The following is a 19,080-nucleotide window of genomic DNA, read 5'->3' as shown; positions in this document are numbered from 1 at the left end:
GGCTAAATTTCGGGGTGATTACCCTTCCTTTCTCTTGATTTTTGCATCAAATAGAAACGTTTGGTCCGTCACTTTGCTTTTTTTACTCCGCAGCAGGTTTGCCATCTTTTGTGCCGGTAGACAGCTGAGCCTGCTGCTTTATGGGGCTGCGTTATTCATCCCAAAAAAAGGGCGCCGAAGCGCCCTTGGTGTGTGGTTTGCCATTAGAGAAAACAACCATAAACCAATAAAATCAAATGGTTATGTGGTTTTTGCCACGATAGAATCGTTTTCTTTGCCAACTGAAAACCGCAATCGCTACTAACCTGTTGAATCTCCAAGCTATATCCAAAAATCTTGGCCTCTTTCTCGTTCGCCGCAGGCCCTTATAAAAGCACAGGCTACGAATACATAGTGCCGCCCAGTGCTTGGAAGAATTTTCCATACACTGCCCACATCTTGGTCAATATCTACGCCATGGTCTGCCGCATTTCTTATTTGGCCAAGATACTTGCCAGATTCACATATTTTTTTAGGCAGATCATTGTTTTGGCGAAATTTGTCTATTCGAGATGTAAGTCCTGTTGCTCCTGTCAGGTTAACACTCAACCTCCCGGCCAGTTCTGCGAGATATGACTCAAGAGCTGACGCTGACTCGGTAACGGCCTCTTTGGGTTTGCTCTCCTTCGCCTTAAGTAGCGCTCTCGCTAGCGGTATTATTACATCCGTACGATCAAGTGAATCAGCATAACTTCCAATTTCAATTCTTATACTCGCTTCAGCCTCGGCTAGTTCATTCGCGGCTTGTGCAATATCTTTTAGTTGATTCAGGTTTCCGCTGTTCGTGGCTTCGTATATGCCACCACCCTTGGCAGAAAGTGCATTTGTATAGGTGCCGAGGCTTATTAGGGTGTCTTTTATTTCCTCTCGGTGGGCGTCTAAATCGAGCAGTACTTTTGTCTGCTCGGCAGCATCGTCTGCATTGCCAGTGGAAACGAGCCTATTTCGGAAGTTAACAAATGGCTCGTAGCACTCTAGGACAGTTCGTAGTATTGCAGCTTTGCTGACCTCTGAGGGTAGACCTAGTAGTCGAGTCAGAGGCGAGTTGGTTGAATACTTTCCGGCGTTTTCGGATATTAATCCTATATCACTAGCTAAAAATAGTGCAGAGTCCGCTTGAGATGGCGATAGATCGCAAAAGTCCTGGATGAACTGCTTTTCACAATCTCTTTGCAGGTAAACGGCCTCGGCAACAAGTACAGTTAGTTCCGCTGTTGACTGTTTAAATTCGCGGGGCATATATGAGGTACTCCCCGATTATTCGTCTGGTGTCTCGTCGACATCCAATTGACTGCCCCGATTTACTTCTTCCACAACTCGGTTTAATTTTTCCCCAAGAGTATCAAGGTCGGCCATCGTGCAGTTTAGAGATATATTGATGTTGATTTTTATCTCTGAGCTATCCCTGCTGGGGACTGTTGCTGATGTGACCATCTTACTTATAGCCTGAGCTGTTGAGCTGACCTTCTCAGGCGAGGAGAAGTCACTTGACTCTTTTTCTTCAGATCTAATTGGTGCCATGTCTGCCGCGACAACGACTTTTCCATCCTTTTCTTTGATGAGCTCTGCGGCGCGCAAAATGTCTATTACAGTGCGTGCTCCAGTCATGAACTGTGGCTTTTTGGGCTGCCCTGCTGAGAATGCAATATGTGACTGCAGAGTGGCTTCATCCATGCCATTTCGTATTCTGATAGCAGTGATTAGTTTGGCAAGGAAATCTGTTTCTTTAACAACTTCGCGCCAGTTTGACCGGATTTCATCGGGCATCTCGTGTTCAAGGGACTGTGCCAGCTCGCGTCCTATGGAGGACAGACACTTTTTCTGACCAGGATTGAGAATTGCCAGCTCAAGTAGAAAACCAACATTCCTGCTGATTACCGTGGAGTCTATACCAATAAATTTACTTACTTCCCCAAGTTCCGCAGGCTCACTGAATGGTGAATAAGCCTTTATTATTTTCGTCAACTCTTCGTACGAGGAGGCGGGAAGTTTAAATTTTTCAGCTGGCATGGCTTTCGTAACCTTTCTAAAAAATTAGTGACAGAAGTTGCTCTCTGATCTTTTCTGTTTGAATTCTGTAGTCAAAAAGCCTACCAAGCGCTGATGTTATTCATGGCGGGACTATGAATTTCAAACCATCACAATTGCAGTTCTTTTGCAGTAACTGTCTTGTGTTTCGAAAAAACGCAATCGATTGACTTTTATGGTGTTTTCGCTTTTCTGTTTTTGGATGATGCTTTCTGTAACGGCAATGATATTTTAAGTTTTTGATTTATAAAGAGGGCACGCGATCCTCTAATGGCAAACGTGCCCTCTCTAATGGCAACTCACAGGTGTACCACGATCACTCCCAGGAGAGCGCGCCGCCCACCTGGTACTCAGTGACCCGCGTTTCGAAGAAGTTTTTCTCCTTGCGCAGGTCCATGATTTCGCTCATCCACGGGAAGGGATTGTTCACGCCCTTGAACTGCTCCGGCAGGCCCAGCTGGACCAGACGGCGGTTGGCGATGAACTGCAGGTACTCTTCCATCATGGCGGCGTTCATGCCGAGCACGCCGCGGGGCATGGTGTCGCGGGCATATTGAATTTCCAGCTCGGTGCCTTCCAGGATCATCTGGGTGGCCTTGTCGCGCATCTGGGAATCCCACAGGTGCGGGTTTTCCAGTTTGATCTGGTTGATTACGTCGACACCGAAGTTCACGTGCATGGATTCGTCACGCAGGATGTACTGGAACTGCTCTGCCACACCGGTCATCTTGTTGCGGCGGCCCATGGACAGGATCTGGGTGAAGCCGCAGTAGAAGAAGATGCCTTCCAGTACGCAGTAGAATGCGATCAGGTTTTCCAGCAGCGCCTTGTCGGTTTCCACGGTGCCGGTGGTGAACTCCGGGTCGGACAGGTCGCGGGTGTACTGGATGCCCCATTGCGCTTTCTTCGCTACCGAGGGAATCTCCTGGTACATGTTGAAGATTTCGCCTTCATCCATGCCCAGTGACTCGATGCAGTATTGATAGGCGTGGGTGTGGATCGCCTCTTCAAAGGACTGACGCAGGATGTACTGGCGGCATTCCGGGTTGGTGATCAGCCGGTAGATGGCCAGCACCAGGTTGTTGGCGACCAGGGAATCCGCGGTGGAGAAGAAACCCAGGTTGCGCTTGACGATACGACGCTCGTCGTCGGTGAGGCCGTCGGTTTTCTTCCACAACGCCAGGTCGGCGTTCATGTTCACTTCCTGGGGCATCCAGTGGTTGGCGCAGCCATCCAGGTATTTCTGCCAGGCCCAGTCGTACTTGAACGGCACCAGCTGGTTCAAGTCGGCGCGGCAGTTGATCATGCGCTTGTCGTCGACTTCCACGCGGCCGGCGGTGCCTTCCAGCTCGGCAACGCCTTCGCTGGCATCCATTTGCGACACAGTGGCGCGTGCGCGAGCTACGGCGTCGGTGGTGTCTCGTTCGGTTCGTCCTTGTCGCTGTTCGTCGGCTCCGCCTGTAATCGGCGCACTTCCCGCTCCCGGTGCTTTAGCTTCAGGTGCCGCTTGGTCAGATACCGTCTCAGGTTGCGGCGGCGTTGCGGGGCTTGGCTGCGGTTTGGCGACAGGCGTCTCTTGCGCATTAAATTCGTCCCAGTTCAGCATGTGCTCTCTCCATATTCTTTCAGGGATGACGCCGTGGCGTCATCGATGGTGCATTGTTTTAAGTGGCCTGGGGCCGGCAGCTGGACGCCTGGCGCTCGAAGAATGGCAAGCGTCGAGCGTCCGGCAGCTGGCACCTTACTGACAAGCCTCGCAATCCGGGTCATCAATGGAGCAGGCCTGCGGTACGTCAGCAGCCTGGTTGAATTCGGCAGGGGCCTGCGGGGCGGCGGAGACCCGGTTGAGCTTGCCGTCATTGATGGTGGATTTTTCTGTTTGAGTTGCCCCGATGGCGCGCAGGTAATAGGTGGTTTTCAAACCCAGCAACCAGGCCATCTTGTAAGTCACGTCCAGCTTCTTGCCGTTGGCTTCGGCAATGTACAGGTTCAGGGACTGAGCCTGGTCGATCCATTTCTGGCGACGGCTTGCCGCTTCCACTAGCCAGCGCGGTTCCACTTCAAAGGCGGTGCGGAACTGCTCTTTCAGGTCGGCCGGGATCCGCTCGATGGGCTGTGCAGAACCATCGTAGTATTTCAGGTCGTTGACCATTACGTTGTCCCACAGGCCGCGATCTTTCAGTGCCTTCACCAGGTAGGGATTGACCACGGTGAACTCGCCGGACAGATTCGATTTCACATACAGGTTCTGGTATGTGGGCTCAATGGACTGTGAAACCCCGGTGATGTTGGCGATGGTGGCGGTGGGGGCGATGGCCATGACGTTGGAGTTGCGCATGCCTTTCTTTGCCATCTCGCGCACGCCGTCCCAATCCAGGGTCTGGCTGCGATCCACCTTGCAGTAGTCTTCGCCACGCTGCTTGACCAGGATGTCGATGGAGTCGATAGGCAGTACACCCTGGCTCCACAGGGACCCTTCAAAGGTCTGGTAGGCGCCACGCTCTTCGGCCAGTTTGGCGGAGGCCTGGATGGCGTAGTAGCTCACCGCTTCCATGGAATTGTCGGCGAATTTCACCGCGCCTTCGGAGGCGTAGCTGATGCCCTGCTTATACAGCGCGTCCTGGAAGCCCATGATGCCCAGCCCGACCGGACGGTGCTTCATGTTGGAACGTTCTGCCTGGGGCACGCTGTAGTAGTTGATGTCGATCACGTTATCGAGCATGCGCACGGCGGTGTTGATGGTGCCTTGCAGCTTCTCGATATCCAGGCCGTTTTCGTCCACGTGCTGGGCCAGGTTCACGGAACCCAGGTTACACACGGCGATTTCTTCCTGGTTGGTGTTCAGGGTGATCTCGGTGCACAGGTTGGAAGAGTGCACCACGCCCACGTGCTGCTGCGGGCTACGCAGGTTGCACGGATCCTTGAAGGTGAACCAGGGGTGGCCTGTTTCAAACAGCATGGAGAGCATCTTGCGCCACAGGTTGATGGCGGGGACGCGCTTGAACAGCTTCATTTCGCCGCTGCGAGTTTTCGCTTCGTATTCCAGGTACGCCTTCTCGAACGCTTCGCCGTACAGATCGTGCAGGTCCGGGGCGTCGTTGGGGCTGAACAGGGTCCACTCTTCTTCGTTGATTACGCGCTTCATGAACAGATCGGGAATCCAGTTAGCGCTGTTCATGTCGTGGGTGCGACGGCGGTCGTCACCGGTGTTCTTGCGCAGCTCCAGGAATTCTTCGATATCCATGTGCCAGGTTTCCAGGTAGGCACAGACGGCGCCTTTGCGCTTGCCACCCTGGTTAACGGCAACGGCGGTATCATTGACCACTTTCAGGAACGGCACCACGCCTTGTGAACGGCCATTGGTGCCCTTGATGTAGGCGCCCAGTGCGCGCACCGGAGTCCAGTCGTTACCCAGGCCGCCGGCAAACTTGGACAGCATGGCGTTGTCCTGGATAGCGCCATAAATGCCGTGCAGGTCGTCGGGCACGGTGGTCAGGTAGCAGCTGGACAGCTGCGGGCGCAGGGTGCCGGCGTTGAACAGGGTCGGCGTGGAGCTCATGTAGTCGAAGCTGGACAGCAGGTTGTAGAACTCGATGGCGCGGGCTTCGCGGTTGTCTTCTTCCACTGCCAGGCCCATGGCCACACGCATGAAGAAGCACTGGGGCAGCTCGATGCGGGTGTCGTTGTGGTGGATGAAGTAGCGGTCGTACAGGGTCTGCAGGCCCAGGTATGAGAACTGCAGGTCGCGGTTGCCATCCAGAGCGGCGCCCAGCTTGTCCAGGTCAAACTCGGCCAGTTTCGGTGACAGCAGTTCCAGCTCGATGCCTTTGCCGATGTAAGCTTTCAGGGCCTCGCCGTAGAGCGCATTCATCTCGTCATGGCTGGCACGCTCGGCCACGTTCAGGAACTGCAGGGCTTCGGCGCGGATCTTGTCCATCAGCAGGCGCGCAGTGACCTGGGAGTAGTTGGGCTCCACTTCGATCATGGTGCGGGCGGTGATCACCATAGAGGTGTTCACGTCATGGATAGACACACCGTCGTACAGGTTCTTCACCGTTTCGGTGATGATCTTGTCGGCGTTCACGTCTTCCAGGCCGGAGCAGGCAGCGCGAATCAGGTGCTCCAGGCGTGCCATGTCCAGCGGTGCCTTGCTGCCGTCTTCCATGGTGACGGACATGTCTACCTGGTGAGTGGGCTCGGGCAGGTCGTGGCTTTGTTCGGCGCGCTTGGCGGCCTGGCGTTCACGATACAGCACGTAGTCACGGGCGACTTTCTGCTCGCCGTTACGCATCAGGGCCAATTCTACCTGGTCCTGAATTTCCTCAATGTGGATGGTGCCGCCGGAGGGCATGCGACGCTTGAAGGTGGCGCTGACCTGCTCGGTGAGGCGCGCCACGGTTTCATGGATACGTGAAGAGGCGGCAGCGGTGCCACCCTCTACCGCCAGAAACGCCTTGCTGATGGCCACGGTGATCTTGTCGTCATCGTAGCCGACCACTTTGCCATTGCGTTTGATAACGCGAAGCTGGCCCGGGGCGGTGCTGGCAATGGACTGGTCCTGGCCGCTGTCGTCGCCTGCCGGGGAGCCCGTGTGGTTGGGGTTTTGGCTCATATCCGTCTGCATGGTGCGCTCTCCGTTGTTTGTGCTGTTCTGTCTGTTGTCGGGTTTGTGTGGTGGTGCCGGCGTGGTCTGATGCCGCGTATGGCACACCACGCAAAACGCCACAGCCGTCAGGCCATGGCGCAGTGAAATCTGTGTTGGATGGTGCCTGGTGGTCGAATTTGGATGTGGACCACTATATCTTGTGTCTTGTCCATGACGATGATCTTGCCCCTGGTAGCCCGAAAAGCTCTAAATGGCTGATGTGGCTATATTTTTCGGTACGCTGGATAGTGTTATCCCGGGGTGGCGGCAATTTTACAAAAACCCAATATGTTGGGGTCGCCGCCTGACTTCAGTACAAGTTATAGTTGCGCTCCCGGATTTGCAAGCACTTCGCCTGGGGAAATTTTGTGGATAAGTTGTGGACCAATGTGGGTGCATTTGGGGCGCGCTTTTCCGGGGCATGCCAGTACTAGATATTGTGTTTGTCAACTGTAAAAACTCTGCCGTGAAGCGGCTTCAGTGTACCTTTGGTATCAGCAAGGTTGCCGTGGACAGTGTCTATGCGTATAAACACCTGATAGGGATACGTTTGTTACAGTTTGCCGCCTTGTGCACTGTGTACGACGACAATAATGATACGAAGTGAAAAAGGATAAGGACGGGATGACAACGGTGCAGGATAACCCGCCAGCAATCATGATCGTGGAAGACGACGAACGACTTGCCGATCTTACCTGTGAATATCTGCAAACCAATGGTCTCAATGTGACGGTGGTCAGCGATGGCGAAGAAGCCATTCGTCGCATTCGTGCCGAGCAACCGGATCTGGTGGTACTGGATTTGATGTTGCCCGGAGCCGACGGCTTGACCGTCTGCCGCGAGGTTCGCAGCGCCTACAAAAATCCCATTCTCATGCTCACCGCCCGTACCGATGATATGGATCAGGTACTCGGCCTGGAGATGGGGGCCGATGATTATGTGGCCAAACCGGTAAAACCCCGGGTACTGCTGGCGCGCATTCGTGCCCTGCTGCGCCGGGTGGAAACCGACAACGAACGTGACAGCTCACCGGCGCGGCTGGAATTTGGCGCCCTGGTGATCGATAACTCCGCCCGGGAAGTGACCCTGGCCGGGGAATCGGTGGACCTGACCAGTGCCGAGTACGATCTGCTCTGGCTGCTGGCCTCCAACGCGGGCACGGTGCTGTCCCGGGAAACCATCTTCGAGAAGCTGCGTGGCATTCAGTATGACGGTCAGGATCGCTCCATCGATGTGCGTATTTCCCGTATCCGCCCGAAGGTAGGGGATGACCCGGAAAACCCCAAGCGTATCAAGACGGTACGATCCAAGGGCTATCTGTTCGTCAAGGAAATCGGCGCGGCCTGAGCGTTTCTGTGCCGTGGCGTGATGCTGGGTGACGCTTGAATAGTATTTTCCTGAGGCTCTACGGTGGCTTGCTGCTGGCGCTGTGTTTTATCGGCGCCATCACCTATGCCGCCGTACAGCTGGTTAACAGCTACCGCTCGGATATCTACCGGGAAGAAATGGCGCGGGGTACCTTCTACCTGATGGCGGAAGGGTACCAGCGCTATGAACCCGGTGAGCGTGACCGCTGGAGCCAGGTGCTCAGCAAGCTGTTCAATGCGGATATCCAGCTGCAGTCTGCCGCAGAGCTGGATTTGGGCTACCGGGAAACCCTGCACCTGGAAGACGGCCTGGTCGTCATGCGCCTCAATGAGCAAAAAGGATATGCCGATATCCTTTTTCAGCTGCCTGGTGAGCCGGAGTACATCACCACCCGTATGACCAAGGTGTCAGAGCAGCAGGCCCGGGCCACTGCAGTGCTGGTGCTCAACCACCTTTCCCTCTTCCCCGAAGACGAATGGGAGCTGGCCCTGGGGCGGCTCCAGCAGCACTTCGGTTACCCCCTCAGTCTGGTGTCCCGGGACCATGTACCCCTGGATCCGGAGCAGGAACAGCGCCTTAACCGCCGCGAAGTGGTGATCGGCCTGGATGACAGCACCCGCAGCGACTCCAGCATCCGCATTTATGCGCCGGTGGCAGACACTGGCAAATTGCTGGTGATTGGGCCTCTTAGTCTGTTCGACCAGTTTCCTATCGAGCTGCTGCTGGTGGCCGGTATTCTCAGCCTGTTGGCGGTGGCATTGGCAACCTATCTGCAGGTGAGCCCGCTGCAGCGCCGCCTCAAGCAGCTTGACCAGGCGGTGAGTCAGCTAGGCAGCGGTGACCTGGGGGCCTATGCCAATATTGAAGGTAACGATGCCATCGGCCAGGTGGCGGCCACCTTTAATGGGATGACAGCACATATACGTCGCCTGATCGAATCCCAGCGGGAAATGACCCGAGCGGTGAGCCATGAACTGCGTACCCCGGTGGCGCGGCTGCGTTTTGGTCTGGAGATGCTGGCGGATATCGAGTCAGCGGAATTACGCCGGGAAAAGCTCAATGCCCTGGATCATGATATCGAGCAGCTGGATCAGTTGATCGACGAAATCCTTACCTATGCCCGCCTGGAGCAGGGCACCCCCAATATCGAATTCAAGCCGGTGCTGCTTGGCGAGCTGTGCGAACAGTTACGCGAAGAGCTGGAAACCATTCGCGGCGACACCGTTATCACCGTGGACTGTGATCAGCCCTCCCTGGAAGTGGAAGCGGAAGAACGCTACCTGCACCGGGTATTGCAGAACCTGGTCACCAATGCCCTGCGTTACGCCGGTTCACAGATCGTCATGGTGGTTGATGGCGACGAAGACCAGGTCATTATTCATGTTGATGATAACGGCCCGGGCATTCCCGAGCATGAGCGGGAGCGAGTGTTTAAGCCCTTCGCCCGGCTGGACAAGAGCCGCCACCGCGCCAGCGGGGGTTATGGCCTCGGCTTGTCCATCGTCAAACGGATTGTGGATTGGCATGGTGGTGACATCCGTGTGGACGAGAGCCCCATGGGCGGTGCCCGGTTTACCATCATCCTGCCGCGTAGCCAGCAAGGCCAGCATGTGCTGGGGCGGGTGAATTGAGTTGCAAGTTCAAAGTTGAAAGTTGCAACGCGATAGAGCCGGGTAGCCATACGATGTTCGCAGTGCCCGCGATTCTATGGTGGGCTGAGTGAAACTGTGATGTGACTGCAATCGCCGATAAGGTCTATCCGGTTGTCCGTTATCGTTCAATCTGTCATCAGGGCTTCATGTAAAATACGGTTCTCGACGCACCCAAGAGGCGTCTGTCTATCCAGCCACCAATACTGATAACAGGGTTAGCTGAGCCATGTCATATATCCTTTCCATTGACCAGGGCACCACTAGTTCCCGCGCCATTGTGTTCGACAGCAGTGGCCGGGCCTGTGGGCAGGCGCAGAAAGAGTTCCGCCAGCATTTTCCCCATGATGGCTGGGTGGAACACGATGCTATGGAGATCTGGAACGATACCCTGGCCCTGTGTCAGCAGGCTCTGCGTAACGCCCGGGTAGAGGCCCGGCAGCTGGCTGCCATCGGTATTACCAACCAGCGGGAAACCACCGTGCTGTGGGACCGCAGGACCGGGGATCCACTTGCCAAGGCCATTGTCTGGCAGGACCGGCGCACCGCCTCTGCATGTCAGAGTCTGCGGGATGCTGGCCATGAAGACATGGTGCGGAACAAGACCGGCCTGTTGCTGGATCCGTATTTTTCCGCCACCAAACTGGCCTGGCTGCTGGATAATGTGCCCGGCGCCCGTCCGCGCGCCGAGTCGGGGGAACTGGCGTTCGGCACCATCGACTGCTGGCTGCTCTGGCAGCTGACCCGTGGCAAGGTGCATGCCACCGACGCCACCAATGCTTCACGTACCCTGTTGTTCAATATCCATGAGCAGGTCTGGGATACGGCACTGCTGGAGCTCTTTGATATTCCCGCAGCGGTGTTGCCGGAGGTGCGTGACAGCGCCGGGGAATTCGGGTCCACCTGCCCCGAGCTGTTGGGCGCAGCAGTGCCAGTGGCCGGCATTGCCGGGGACCAGCAGGCGGCGCTGGTAGGGCAGGCCTGTTTTCAGCCGGGCATGGTAAAAAGCACCTATGGCACCGGCTGCTTCATGGTGATGAATACCGGTGAGGCAGTGGAATCTCATAATCGCCTGCTCACGACCGTGGGTTACCGGCTCAACGGCAAAACCACCTATGCGCTGGAGGGCTCCATCTTCGTGGCCGGTGCAGCCATCCAATGGCTGCGCGACGGCCTTAATCTGATCCGTGATGCCAGCGAAACCGAAGCGCTGGCACGCCGTGCCGGTTCCGCCGGTGGCGTCTATCTGGTGCCGGCCTTTACCGGCCTCGGTGCTCCCTGGTGGGACCCCCACGCTCGTGGCGCCTTGTTGGGATTGACCCGCGATACCGGTATTGCCGAGGTGGTAACGGCGGGGCTGGAAGCGGTGTGTTATCAGTCCCGGGACTTGCTGGATGCCATGGCAGCGGACTGCGGTACCCGGCCCACTACCTTGCGGGTGGATGGTGGAATGGTGGTCAATAACTGGCTCAGCCAGACCCTGGCGGATGTGCTGGGTGTTTGCGTGGACCGGCCCATGGTCACCGAGACCACGGCGCTGGGGGCGGCCTATCTGGCGGGTCTGGGCGTGGGTCTGTACGACTCTCTGGATGCCGTGGCTGAGCAGTGGCGCTGCGAGCGGGAGTTTACGCCGCTACTGGAAGAAGGGGAGCGCCAACGTCGCTACCAGGGATGGCGTGAGGCGGTGGCACGGGTCTGCCAGAGCCCGGCTGGTGAATAAGGTCCTGAGGTAAGTGCCGGAAAAATCAGGGACTTTTGTGCCACTTTTTTCATTGGCATGGCGATGGACGGTCCGGTTTCAGGGATGAAAACTGTGACGCGGTAGACATTTAGGGTTAGAGTTCATCAAACAATAATACTAAATTGCTACCAACGGGTGCGACTGATAGTGGGGATGGTCGCACCGGATCGGGAATCCGGCATGGATCAATCGTTAACGCTTAACCCTGCAGCCTTGCAGTTCCAGCGACTGCGCCGGGTACTGTTCGCCATACTGGCAGGCGGCAGTGCTCACACCCTGTTGTGCTGGATTTCCCTGCAGCTGGATTTCTTCCGCGGCGGCTCCCCCCTGTTCTATGCCTTGTTCGGTGTCATCTGGGTGGGGCATCTGGGCTTTATCCTATTTATGCTTCTGGGACTCAACCGTCGCCTTTCCGAACCGTCCATGATCATGCCGTTAATGGTCTGGTCCACTACGGGAATCCTGTTGACTGCCCTGGTGGTGGACCAGGTGCGCCTGTGCGTGATGATGATTTTCTTTGCCATTGTCCAGATGGGCGTACTGCAGGCCTCATTCCGGCAATTTGCCTGGCTGGCAGGCTACTGCGTATTCGGTTATGCGGTGATACTCGGTGTGGTCTCCGGGTACTGGCCGGAGGTGGTGGACCTGCGCGGTGAATGGATTCAGTGGGGCCTGTTTTCGGCCATGGTGTTGGCGGTGATTCTGCTGGCGTCGGAAATCTCCACCATCCGCTCCCAGTTGAGCCGGCGCAACCTGCAACTGGCGGACATTGTCGAGCGTATCCACGACATGGCGGTGAAGGACGAGATGACCGGTTTTTATCGCCGCCGTCACGCCATGGAGCTGTTGGCCAAAGCCTGTGGGCAGGCTGCCCGGGGCGCCTATCAGCTGGGTGTGGTGTACCTGGACCTGGACCACTTCAAACGTATTAACGACCAGTATGGCCATCGGGTGGGAGATCTGGTGCTGGAGCGTTTTGCCGAGGTGTCACGCCGTCATTTGAGTGGCCAGGATTTTGCGGCTCGCCTGGGTGGTGAAGAATTCATGTTGGTACTGCCGGTCAGTGATCCGGAAGAGGCCAGTAATCTGGCCGAAGGGATCTTGCTGGGCATGCGCAGCCAGCGCTTCAAGGAAGCGCCTGGGCTCAGTGTCACGGTGTCGGCGGGTCTGGCCATGTACCATCGTGAGGAAACGCCGGAGCAGGTGGTTCTGCGTGCGGACCGGGCTCTCTATCAGGCCAAGGAATCCGGTCGCGACAAACTGGTGGTGGAGCAGGGCGCATGAATCAGGATCTGCGGCAGGCGGAAATGTTGACCCTCAGCGAAAAGCGGCTGCTAAAAAGACACAGTCGTTCGGCCATGGCGATCATGGCGATGCATACCTTGTTATGTGTGGTGTATTTCCAGTTCGGTTATTTTGCGGTGGAACTGGATCAGGGACTGCTGATGCTGTTTGTGGTCTGGGTATCGCTGTTTGCCTACCAGTTACTGCTTGCCACGGGGTGGACCCTGCGTTTCAGTGAGCCCAGCCTGTCGCTGCCCATGGTGCTGCATTTCATGGTGGTATTCATGGTCTCCGGCTACTACGTGGATGAGTTTCGTCTCAGTGTAGTGACTCTGTTCTTTGCCGGTTTGTTGCTGGCGTCGTTCCGGCTTTCCGGCAAGGTGATGATCGGCGTGGCGATGCTGGCCAGTGTCGCCTACGCGATGATGTTGTGGCTGGCCATGAATGATCGCTGGGTGGAGCTGAGCTTTTCCGTGGAGGCTTTGCAGTGGCTGGTGTTCTCCATGATTTCGGTAAGCTTTGCGATCACCGGTGGTGGCATTAACCGTCTGCGTGATGCCCTGGCCGACAAGAATCATCAGCTGGCCCGTGCGGTGGAGCAGGTCCGCGAAATGGCGATCCGTGATGACCTGACCGGCCTGTTCAATCGTCGCCACCTGTTGGAAGTTCTGGAGCGCCAGCGGGCCCTGTTCGCCCGTAAGGGTCTGTCCTTTGCCATCTGCTATGTGGATCTGGATCACTTCAAGCAGATCAATGACCGTCATGGTCATGATTGGGGGGATCGGGTATTGCGTCGCTTTTCTGCGCTGGCGCTGGCGGGGATGCGTGACGGGGATTATTTCGGCCGTCTCGGTGGCGAGGAATTCCTGCTGATCCTGCCGCAGAGCAATGAACAGGGTGCCTTGCGGGTCGCCGAGCGCCTGCGTGAGCGCTGGCGCGAGGAAAGCTTCGGCCAGGAAGGCGGCCCCAACGCCGTGAGCCTCTCCGTCGGCGTGGCCGCCTGCCAGGAAGACGAAACCGTGGACGAACTACTCAACCGGGCGGATCAGGGACTGTACAGGGCGAAGTCCGGGGGGCGGAATCAGAGCAGGGTGGCGTGAGGAATTGATAATTGAGAATGGATAATTGATAACTCGCGGGGAAAGCCTGCTGGTTCTGAAACGCAAGAGGCCGCGCCCAAACTTGGAACGCGGCCTCTTGCGTTTAATGATTGAACTACGCCATTTCGCGCAGTTATCAATTATCCATTCTCAATTAGCTTCAAACGCTACCAGGTGCTTGGTCGCCAGTCGCACATGCAGCGCGTCGCCTTCCACCACATTGGTGTGGCTGTCGGTCTGGCAGAGCAGGGTTTCTGCGGCGCCGACGCGCAGGTGGTAGACAATGGTGGCGCCGGTGAACTGGCGGCGGGTGACGGGCAGAGCCAGGTGTGCGCTTTCGTCGGCGATCACATCTTCCGGCCGTAACAGGACATCGACGTTGCCTCCGGGTGTCAGGGTCGTATTGCTGCGTCCGGTGAGTTCGCCCAGGCTGGTTCTGACTGTGTTGTCATCCACTACCTCACCACGGAGAAAAGAACCGTAGCCGGCGAATTCCGCCACGAAGCGGTTGGCCGGTGCGTGGTAAATGTTATACGGCGTGTCCCATTGTTCCAGTTGGCCCTGGCGCATCACGCCTACCCGGTCTGCCAGGGCAAAGGCTTCTTCCTGATCGTGGGTGACCAGAAGGGCGGTGACGTTTTCCTGGCGGAGAATGTCGCCCAGCTCGCGAGCCAGTGCCCGGCGAAGATCCAGGTCCAGGCTGGCAAAGGGTTCATCCAGCAACAGCAAGGCGGGGCGGGGTGCCAGTGCCCGGGCCAGTGCGACCCGCTGTTGTTGGCCGCCGGACAATTCATGGGGGTAACGGTCTTCCATGCCAGACAGGCGCACCCGGTCCAGGCATTCGCTGACCCGCTGGCGCTGTTGCTCGCGGGGTTGTTTGCGCAGCCCGAAGGCCACGTTGTCGGCCACAGTCAGATGAGGGAAAAGGGCGTGTTCCTGGAACACCATACCCAGTCCGCGTTTTTCCGGTGGCAGCTGGCGGCTGCGGCTGGAGACCTGACGACCCTGGATATGAATGCTGCCGCCAGTGACCGGTTCCAGCCCGGCAATGGCGCGCAATGTGGTGGTTTTGCCGCAGCCGCTGGGGCCTAGCAAGCAGGCGATTTCACCGGCGGCCAGTTCCAGGCTCAGATCCTTCACCACGGCCTGCTGATGGTAGCCGCAGGCCAGGTTGTCGAGGGTAAGCAGCGGCGGGTTCATAGTGTTGGCGCCTTCTGGGGATGTTGGAGTCTGGCTCGCTGGACTAAAGCCTGAAAGCATTCGCCTTGGGAGCAAGGCTCCAACGGTTTACGGGTGAGTATCAGTGCTGACCTGTCAGCAGGAACTCCAGCAGGGCCTTCTGGGCATGCAGGCGGTTTTCCGCTTCATCCCACACCACTGAGCGCGGGTCGTCCATCATCTCATGGCTGACTTCCTCGCCGCGGTGGGCGGGCAGGCAGTGCATGAAGAGGGCGTCCGGATCGGCCCGGTCCATCAGTTCCGGGGTGACCTGATAGCCTTCAAACGCATTGAGACGGGTCTGCTGTTCGTCTTCCTGGCCCATGGATGCCCACACGTCGGTGACCACCAGATGCGCCCCTTTCACGGCTTCGTTCACATCTACTTCCAGACGAACCCGTTCCGGGTAACGGTTGAGCAGTTCTCCGTCTGGTTCAAAGCTGGTGGGGCTGCTGATCACCAGCTCGAAGTCGAACTGGTTGGCGGCATTGATATAGCTGGCACACATGTTGTTGCCGTCGCCGACCCAGACCACTTTCTTGCCCTGGATGCTGCCGCGATGCTCCACAAAGGTCTGCATGTCGGCCAGCAACTGGCAGGGGTGGAAATCGTCGGTGAGCGCATTGATCACCGGCACTGCCGAATGCTCGGCAAAGGTTTCCACGGTGGCATGATCGAAGGTGCGGATCATGACCGCGTCCACCATGCGTGACAGCACGCGGGCGGAGTCCTCGATGGGCTCACCACGACCGAGCTGGGTATCCCGGGGCGACAGGAAGATGCTGGAGCCGCCGAAGTGGGTCATCGCCACTTCAAAGGACACCCGTGTACGGGTGGAGGATTTCTCGAAGATCATGCCCAGGGTCTTGCCCTGCAGTGGCGTATGGCTCTGGCCATTGCGCAGCATGGTTTTCAGTTCAATGGCGCGCTGGATCAGATAGCCCAGCTCGTCCCGGCTCAGATCGGTGAGCGTCAGGAAGTGGCGGGTCATGCGACCTCCTGTTCATTGGCGAAGTCATGAATGACCTGGGAGAGGGTATCTACCAGGTGCTGCATTTCTGTCTGGCTGATAACCAGGGGCGGCAACAGGCGTACCACGGACGCCGCGGTGACATTGATCAGCAACCCGGCTTCCCGGGCCCGGTTGACCAGCTCGGCGCAAGGGCGATCCAATTGGATTCCCATCATCAGGCCGCGCTGACGGATTTCAGTAATCATAGGCAGATCGGCAAAAGACCGGGTGAAGGCCTCTTTGAGCCAGGCACCCTTGTCGGCCACGCCATCCACCACGTCATCGGTGAGCGTGTTGACCACGGTCAGGGCGGTGGCGCAGCCCAGCGGGTTGCCGCCGTAGGTGCTGCCGTGGTTGCCGGGGCCGAACACGCCGTCGGCCTTGCCGGCCACCAGGCAGGCACCGATGGGGAAGCCGTTGCCCAGGCCCTTGGCGGTGGTCAGCACGTCCGGGGTGACCTTGTCGCCCAGGCAGGCGAAGTAATCGCCGGTGCGGCCATTACCGGACTGGATCTCGTCCAGCATCAGTAGCCAGTCCTGTTCATCACACAGGGCCCGCAGGCCAGGCAGGTAATCGCTGGCGGGAATATTGATACCGCCTTCGCCCTGTATCGGTTCCACCAGTAAGGCGACCACATCCGGGTTGTCGGCCAGGGCGCGTACTGCGTCCAGGTCGTTAAAGGGCACTCGCACAAAGCCGTCCAGCAGTGGGCCAAAGCCCTCCTGCACCTTGGCATTGGCGGTGGCGGACAGGGTGGCCATGGTGCGGCCATGGAAACTGCCTTCCATTACCACCACGGTGGGGCGGCTGACGCCCTTGCGCTGACCGAACAGGCGGGCAATCTTGATGGCCGCTTCATTGGCTTCGGCGCCGGAATTGGAGAAGAACGCACTCTGCATGCCGCTCAGTTCGCACAGTCGCTCGGCCAGCGCTTCCTGGGTCGGGATCCGGTAGAGGTTGGAGGTATGCATGAGCTGCCCGGCCTGATCGGCCAGGGTGCGGGTCACCGCCGGATGGCAGTGGCCCAGGTTGCAGACCCCGATCCCGGAGATGGCATCCATGTATTTGTGGCCGGCCTCATCAAAGAGCCATACCCCTTCACCGCGCACAAACGCCAGCGGCTGCCGTGCATAGGTGGGAATCAGATATTGCGACATAACAGGCAATTAACAGTTAATAATGAATAATTAATAACGAGTAAGGACCACGTTGTGGAGTGCGTCTGCGCCCGTCCCAAACAAAAAACGGCAGCCCAAGGCTGCCGGAACAGACGATAATAGCGCACAAACCCGCGAATAGTTAACAGCTAACAACAAACAATGAATGGCGGTAGGCTGTCTTCGTAGCTGAAGATGCATCGGCATTTAGCTATTAACTCTTCATTATTAACTATTAATTTGCTCTATGAATCCTGTCCGGCTCAGTATTTTTGCCAATCGTCTGTCAGGGGTCTGTGATGAGATGGGCGCGGTACTGCGTCTGAGCGCTCTGTCTCCCAATATCAAGGATCGCCTGGATTTCTCCTGCGCCATTTTCGATGCACAGGGCAGGCTGTGTGCCCAGGCGGCCCATATCCCGGTGCATCTGGGGTCCATGGCCTACGCCATGGCGGATCTGGTCAGTGATCGGGACTGGCAGCCGGGCGACCTGCTGGTGGTTAATGATCCGTATATGGGGGGCACCCACTTGCCGGATGTGACCGTGGTGGCCCCGGTATTCGGAGCTGCCAGCCTGATCGGTTTTGCCGTGACCCGGGCCCACCATGCCAATATCGGCGCTCACAGCCCGGGCTCCATGCCGGTGTCCACCCGTCTGGACCAGGAAGGGATAGTTATTGCCCCCAGTTGGCTGAAACGGGTCGGGCAGTGGCAGGTGCCCTTGTGCCGGGAGCTGGCCGGGTTGGAGGAGAGCGGGGCACTGCCGGTGGAGAGTCGCCGCTTCGCCGACTTTGTCGCCCAGGCCAGTGCCTGCGAGGCCGGCGCCCGGCGCCTGGCGGAACTGGCCGATCAGCAAGCGGATCTGGTCGCCGCCTTTGATGCTCTCAACCGCTATGGCGAAAAGCGCGCCCGGGCTCGTATCGCGGCGTTGCCGGATGGCTGTTACCGGTTCCAGGATTACATGGATGACGATGGCCAGGGCCAGCAGGACATCGTCATTGCCGTCACCCTGACCATCGCCGGGGAGCTGGCCCGCCTGGATTTCTCCGGCACCGCCGACCAGGTGGCAGGGAACATCAATTGCCCGCTGTCGGTGGCGGCGGCCGCGGCCTATTACTGCTTTCGCTGTCTGATGGACGATGATGTGCCCGCCTGCGATGGCCTGTTCCGGCCCATCAGTTTGTCCGCCCCGCAAGGTTCTTTGCTGAATGCCAATCGCCCGGCGGCGGTGGCTGCCGGCAATGTGGAAACCAGCTCGCGGGTGGTGGATGTGGTGCTGGGGGCTTTGGCCCAGGCGGCGCCAGAGGCGATTCCCGCTGCCAGCCAGGGCACCATGAACAATGTGGCCATGGGCGCGGCTGGTGAGAATGGCTGGGACTATTACGAAACCATGGCCGGCGGCACCGGTGCCCATGCCCGTGGTCCGGGGCTGTCGGCGGTGCACAGTCATATGACCAACACCCTCAATACGCCCATCGAAAGCCTGGAATCCCACTATCCACTGCGGGTACACCGTTACCAGGTGCGCCGGGGCAGCGGCGGCGACGGCCAGTTTGTGGGCGGTGATGGCCTGGTCCGTGAGCTGGAGTTTCTGGGCGATGCCCAGGTAACGCTGCTCACCGAGCGTCGTCGCCATGCTCCCTGGGGGCTGGCAGGCGGGCAGCTTGGGGCGGTCGGGGAAAATCGTCATAACGGGGAGTTATTGCCACCGAAAACCAGCTTTACCGCCCGTGCCGGTGATCGTTTGCTCGTAGCGTCACCTGGTGGAGGAGGTTATTGCGATACGAAGTGTAAATGAGAATGATATTTGATTGATGTTGATTCTTTTTCGCTGTATCT

At 57.8% G+C, this 19,080-nt stretch carries 14 protein-coding genes; 7 read left to right on the top strand and 7 right to left on the bottom strand.

Annotation, left to right across the window (positions count from 1 at the left end):
* A partial coding sequence (locus tag B3Q33_RS09500) for a hypothetical protein (RefSeq protein ID WP_286827502.1) occupies nt 1-304 on the top strand: 304 nt, incomplete at its 5' end.
* Nucleotides 305-321: 17 nt separating this feature from the next.
* On the opposite strand, the gene B3Q33_RS09495 is transcribed toward B3Q33_RS09500, so the two are convergent.
* From B3Q33_RS09495 to B3Q33_RS09480, 4 genes are all read right to left on the bottom strand, one after another.
* A complete protein-coding gene (locus tag B3Q33_RS09495) occupies nt 322-1,278 on the bottom strand; it encodes a hypothetical protein (protein ID WP_273008981.1) in 957 nt (318 codons plus the stop codon).
* Nucleotides 1,279-1,296: 18 nt separating this feature from the next.
* Nucleotides 1,297-2,049: a hypothetical protein gene (locus B3Q33_RS09490; protein ID WP_273008983.1), complete on the bottom strand. Its 753-nt coding sequence runs from the start codon at nt 2,047-2,049 to the stop codon at nt 1,297-1,299.
* Nucleotides 2,050-2,383: 334 nt separating this feature from the next.
* The gene (locus B3Q33_RS09485) at nt 2,384-3,673 is read right to left on the bottom strand and encodes a ribonucleotide-diphosphate reductase subunit beta (RefSeq protein WP_273008985.1); all 1,290 of its coding nucleotides are present in this window, start codon (nt 3,671-3,673) and stop codon (nt 2,384-2,386) included.
* Between the two features lie 135 nt (nt 3,674-3,808).
* Nucleotides 3,809-6,691, bottom strand: coding sequence for a ribonucleoside-diphosphate reductase subunit alpha (locus B3Q33_RS09480; RefSeq protein WP_273008987.1), 2,883 nt, complete (start codon nt 6,689-6,691; stop codon nt 3,809-3,811).
* Between the two features lie 645 nt (nt 6,692-7,336).
* Between B3Q33_RS09480 and B3Q33_RS09475 the strand changes: the two genes are divergently transcribed.
* The 5 genes from B3Q33_RS09475 (at nt 7,337) to B3Q33_RS09455 (ending at nt 13,854) form a co-directional block, all read left to right on the top strand.
* A complete protein-coding gene (locus B3Q33_RS09475) occupies nt 7,337-8,059 on the top strand; it encodes a response regulator (protein WP_035249018.1) in 723 nt (240 codons plus the stop codon).
* Nucleotides 8,060-8,094: 35 nt separating this feature from the next.
* Nucleotides 8,095-9,711 (top strand): ATP-binding protein, encoded by a 1,617-nt coding sequence (locus tag B3Q33_RS09470; protein WP_272980374.1) that lies wholly within the window; start codon nt 8,095-8,097, stop codon nt 9,709-9,711.
* Between the two features lie 247 nt (nt 9,712-9,958).
* Complete coding sequence (glpK, locus tag B3Q33_RS09465; RefSeq protein WP_035248935.1) at nt 9,959-11,449, top strand: glycerol kinase GlpK; 1,491 nt, start codon at nt 9,959-9,961, stop codon at nt 11,447-11,449.
* Between the two features lie 201 nt (nt 11,450-11,650).
* A complete protein-coding gene (locus B3Q33_RS09460) occupies nt 11,651-12,754 on the top strand; it encodes a GGDEF domain-containing protein (RefSeq protein WP_035249015.1) in 1,104 nt (367 codons plus the stop codon).
* The gene (locus tag B3Q33_RS09455; RefSeq protein ID WP_035248933.1) at nt 12,751-13,854 is read left to right on the top strand and encodes a GGDEF domain-containing protein; all 1,104 of its coding nucleotides are present in this window, start codon (nt 12,751-12,753) and stop codon (nt 13,852-13,854) included. Before B3Q33_RS09460 ends, B3Q33_RS09455 begins: the two co-directional genes overlap by 4 nt.
* 150 nt (nt 13,855-14,004) lie before the next feature.
* On the opposite strand, the gene B3Q33_RS09450 is transcribed toward B3Q33_RS09455, so the two are convergent.
* The 3 genes from B3Q33_RS09450 to B3Q33_RS09440 form a co-directional block, all read right to left on the bottom strand.
* Nucleotides 14,005-15,054, bottom strand: coding sequence for an ABC transporter ATP-binding protein (locus B3Q33_RS09450; protein WP_273008992.1), 1,050 nt, complete (start codon nt 15,052-15,054; stop codon nt 14,005-14,007).
* A 100-nt stretch (nt 15,055-15,154) separates the two neighbouring features.
* On the bottom strand, nt 15,155-16,063 hold the full coding sequence (gene argF / locus B3Q33_RS09445) for an ornithine carbamoyltransferase (protein ID WP_273008994.1): 909 nt from the start codon (nt 16,061-16,063) through the stop codon (nt 15,155-15,157).
* Complete coding sequence (locus B3Q33_RS09440; protein WP_273008995.1) at nt 16,060-17,241, bottom strand: aspartate aminotransferase family protein; 1,182 nt, start codon at nt 17,239-17,241, stop codon at nt 16,060-16,062. Before B3Q33_RS09440 ends, argF begins: the two co-directional genes overlap by 4 nt.
* A 247-nt stretch (nt 17,242-17,488) precedes the next feature.
* Here B3Q33_RS09440 and B3Q33_RS09435 point away from each other — a divergent pair, with 247 nt between their 5' ends.
* On the top strand, nt 17,489-19,039 hold the full coding sequence (locus B3Q33_RS09435) for a hydantoinase B/oxoprolinase family protein (RefSeq protein WP_273008996.1): 1,551 nt from the start codon (nt 17,489-17,491) through the stop codon (nt 19,037-19,039).
* Nucleotides 19,040-19,080 lie beyond the last annotated feature (41 nt).

The organism is Alcanivorax sp. UBA3183 (assembly GCF_002364155.1).
In the GTDB taxonomy this organism is placed as follows: Bacteria; Pseudomonadota; Gammaproteobacteria; order Pseudomonadales; family Alcanivoracaceae; genus Alcanivorax; species Alcanivorax jadensis.
Note: the sequence above shows the minus strand (reverse complement) of the source record. Positions and strands in the feature narration are given on the sequence as shown.

What these genes read in the sequence shown, in the direction of transcription:
- B3Q33_RS09495 (WP_273008981.1), bottom strand. Translation starts at nt 1,278, where the DNA reads ATGCCCCGCGAATTTAAACAGTCAACAGCGGAACTAACTGTACTTGTT.
- B3Q33_RS09490 (WP_273008983.1), bottom strand. Translation starts at nt 2,049, where the DNA reads ATGCCAGCTGAAAAATTTAAACTTCCCGCCTCCTCGTACGAAGAGTTG.
- B3Q33_RS09485 (WP_273008985.1), bottom strand. Translation starts at nt 3,673, where the DNA reads ATGCTGAACTGGGACGAATTTAATGCGCAAGAGACGCCTGTCGCCAAA.
- B3Q33_RS09480 (WP_273008987.1), bottom strand. Translation starts at nt 6,691, where the DNA reads ATGCAGACGGATATGAGCCAAAACCCCAACCACACGGGCTCCCCGGCA.
- B3Q33_RS09475 (WP_035249018.1), top strand. Translation starts at nt 7,337, where the DNA reads ATGACAACGGTGCAGGATAACCCGCCAGCAATCATGATCGTGGAAGAC.
- glpK (WP_035248935.1), top strand. Translation starts at nt 9,959, where the DNA reads ATGTCATATATCCTTTCCATTGACCAGGGCACCACTAGTTCCCGCGCC.
- B3Q33_RS09460 (WP_035249015.1), top strand. Translation starts at nt 11,651, where the DNA reads ATGGATCAATCGTTAACGCTTAACCCTGCAGCCTTGCAGTTCCAGCGA.
- B3Q33_RS09455 (WP_035248933.1), top strand. Translation starts at nt 12,751, where the DNA reads ATGAATCAGGATCTGCGGCAGGCGGAAATGTTGACCCTCAGCGAAAAG.
- B3Q33_RS09450 (WP_273008992.1), bottom strand. Translation starts at nt 15,054, where the DNA reads ATGAACCCGCCGCTGCTTACCCTCGACAACCTGGCCTGCGGCTACCAT.
- argF (WP_273008994.1), bottom strand. Translation starts at nt 16,063, where the DNA reads ATGACCCGCCACTTCCTGACGCTCACCGATCTGAGCCGGGACGAGCTG.
- B3Q33_RS09440 (WP_273008995.1), bottom strand. Translation starts at nt 17,241, where the DNA reads ATGTCGCAATATCTGATTCCCACCTATGCACGGCAGCCGCTGGCGTTT.
- B3Q33_RS09435 (WP_273008996.1), top strand. Translation starts at nt 17,489, where the DNA reads ATGAATCCTGTCCGGCTCAGTATTTTTGCCAATCGTCTGTCAGGGGTC.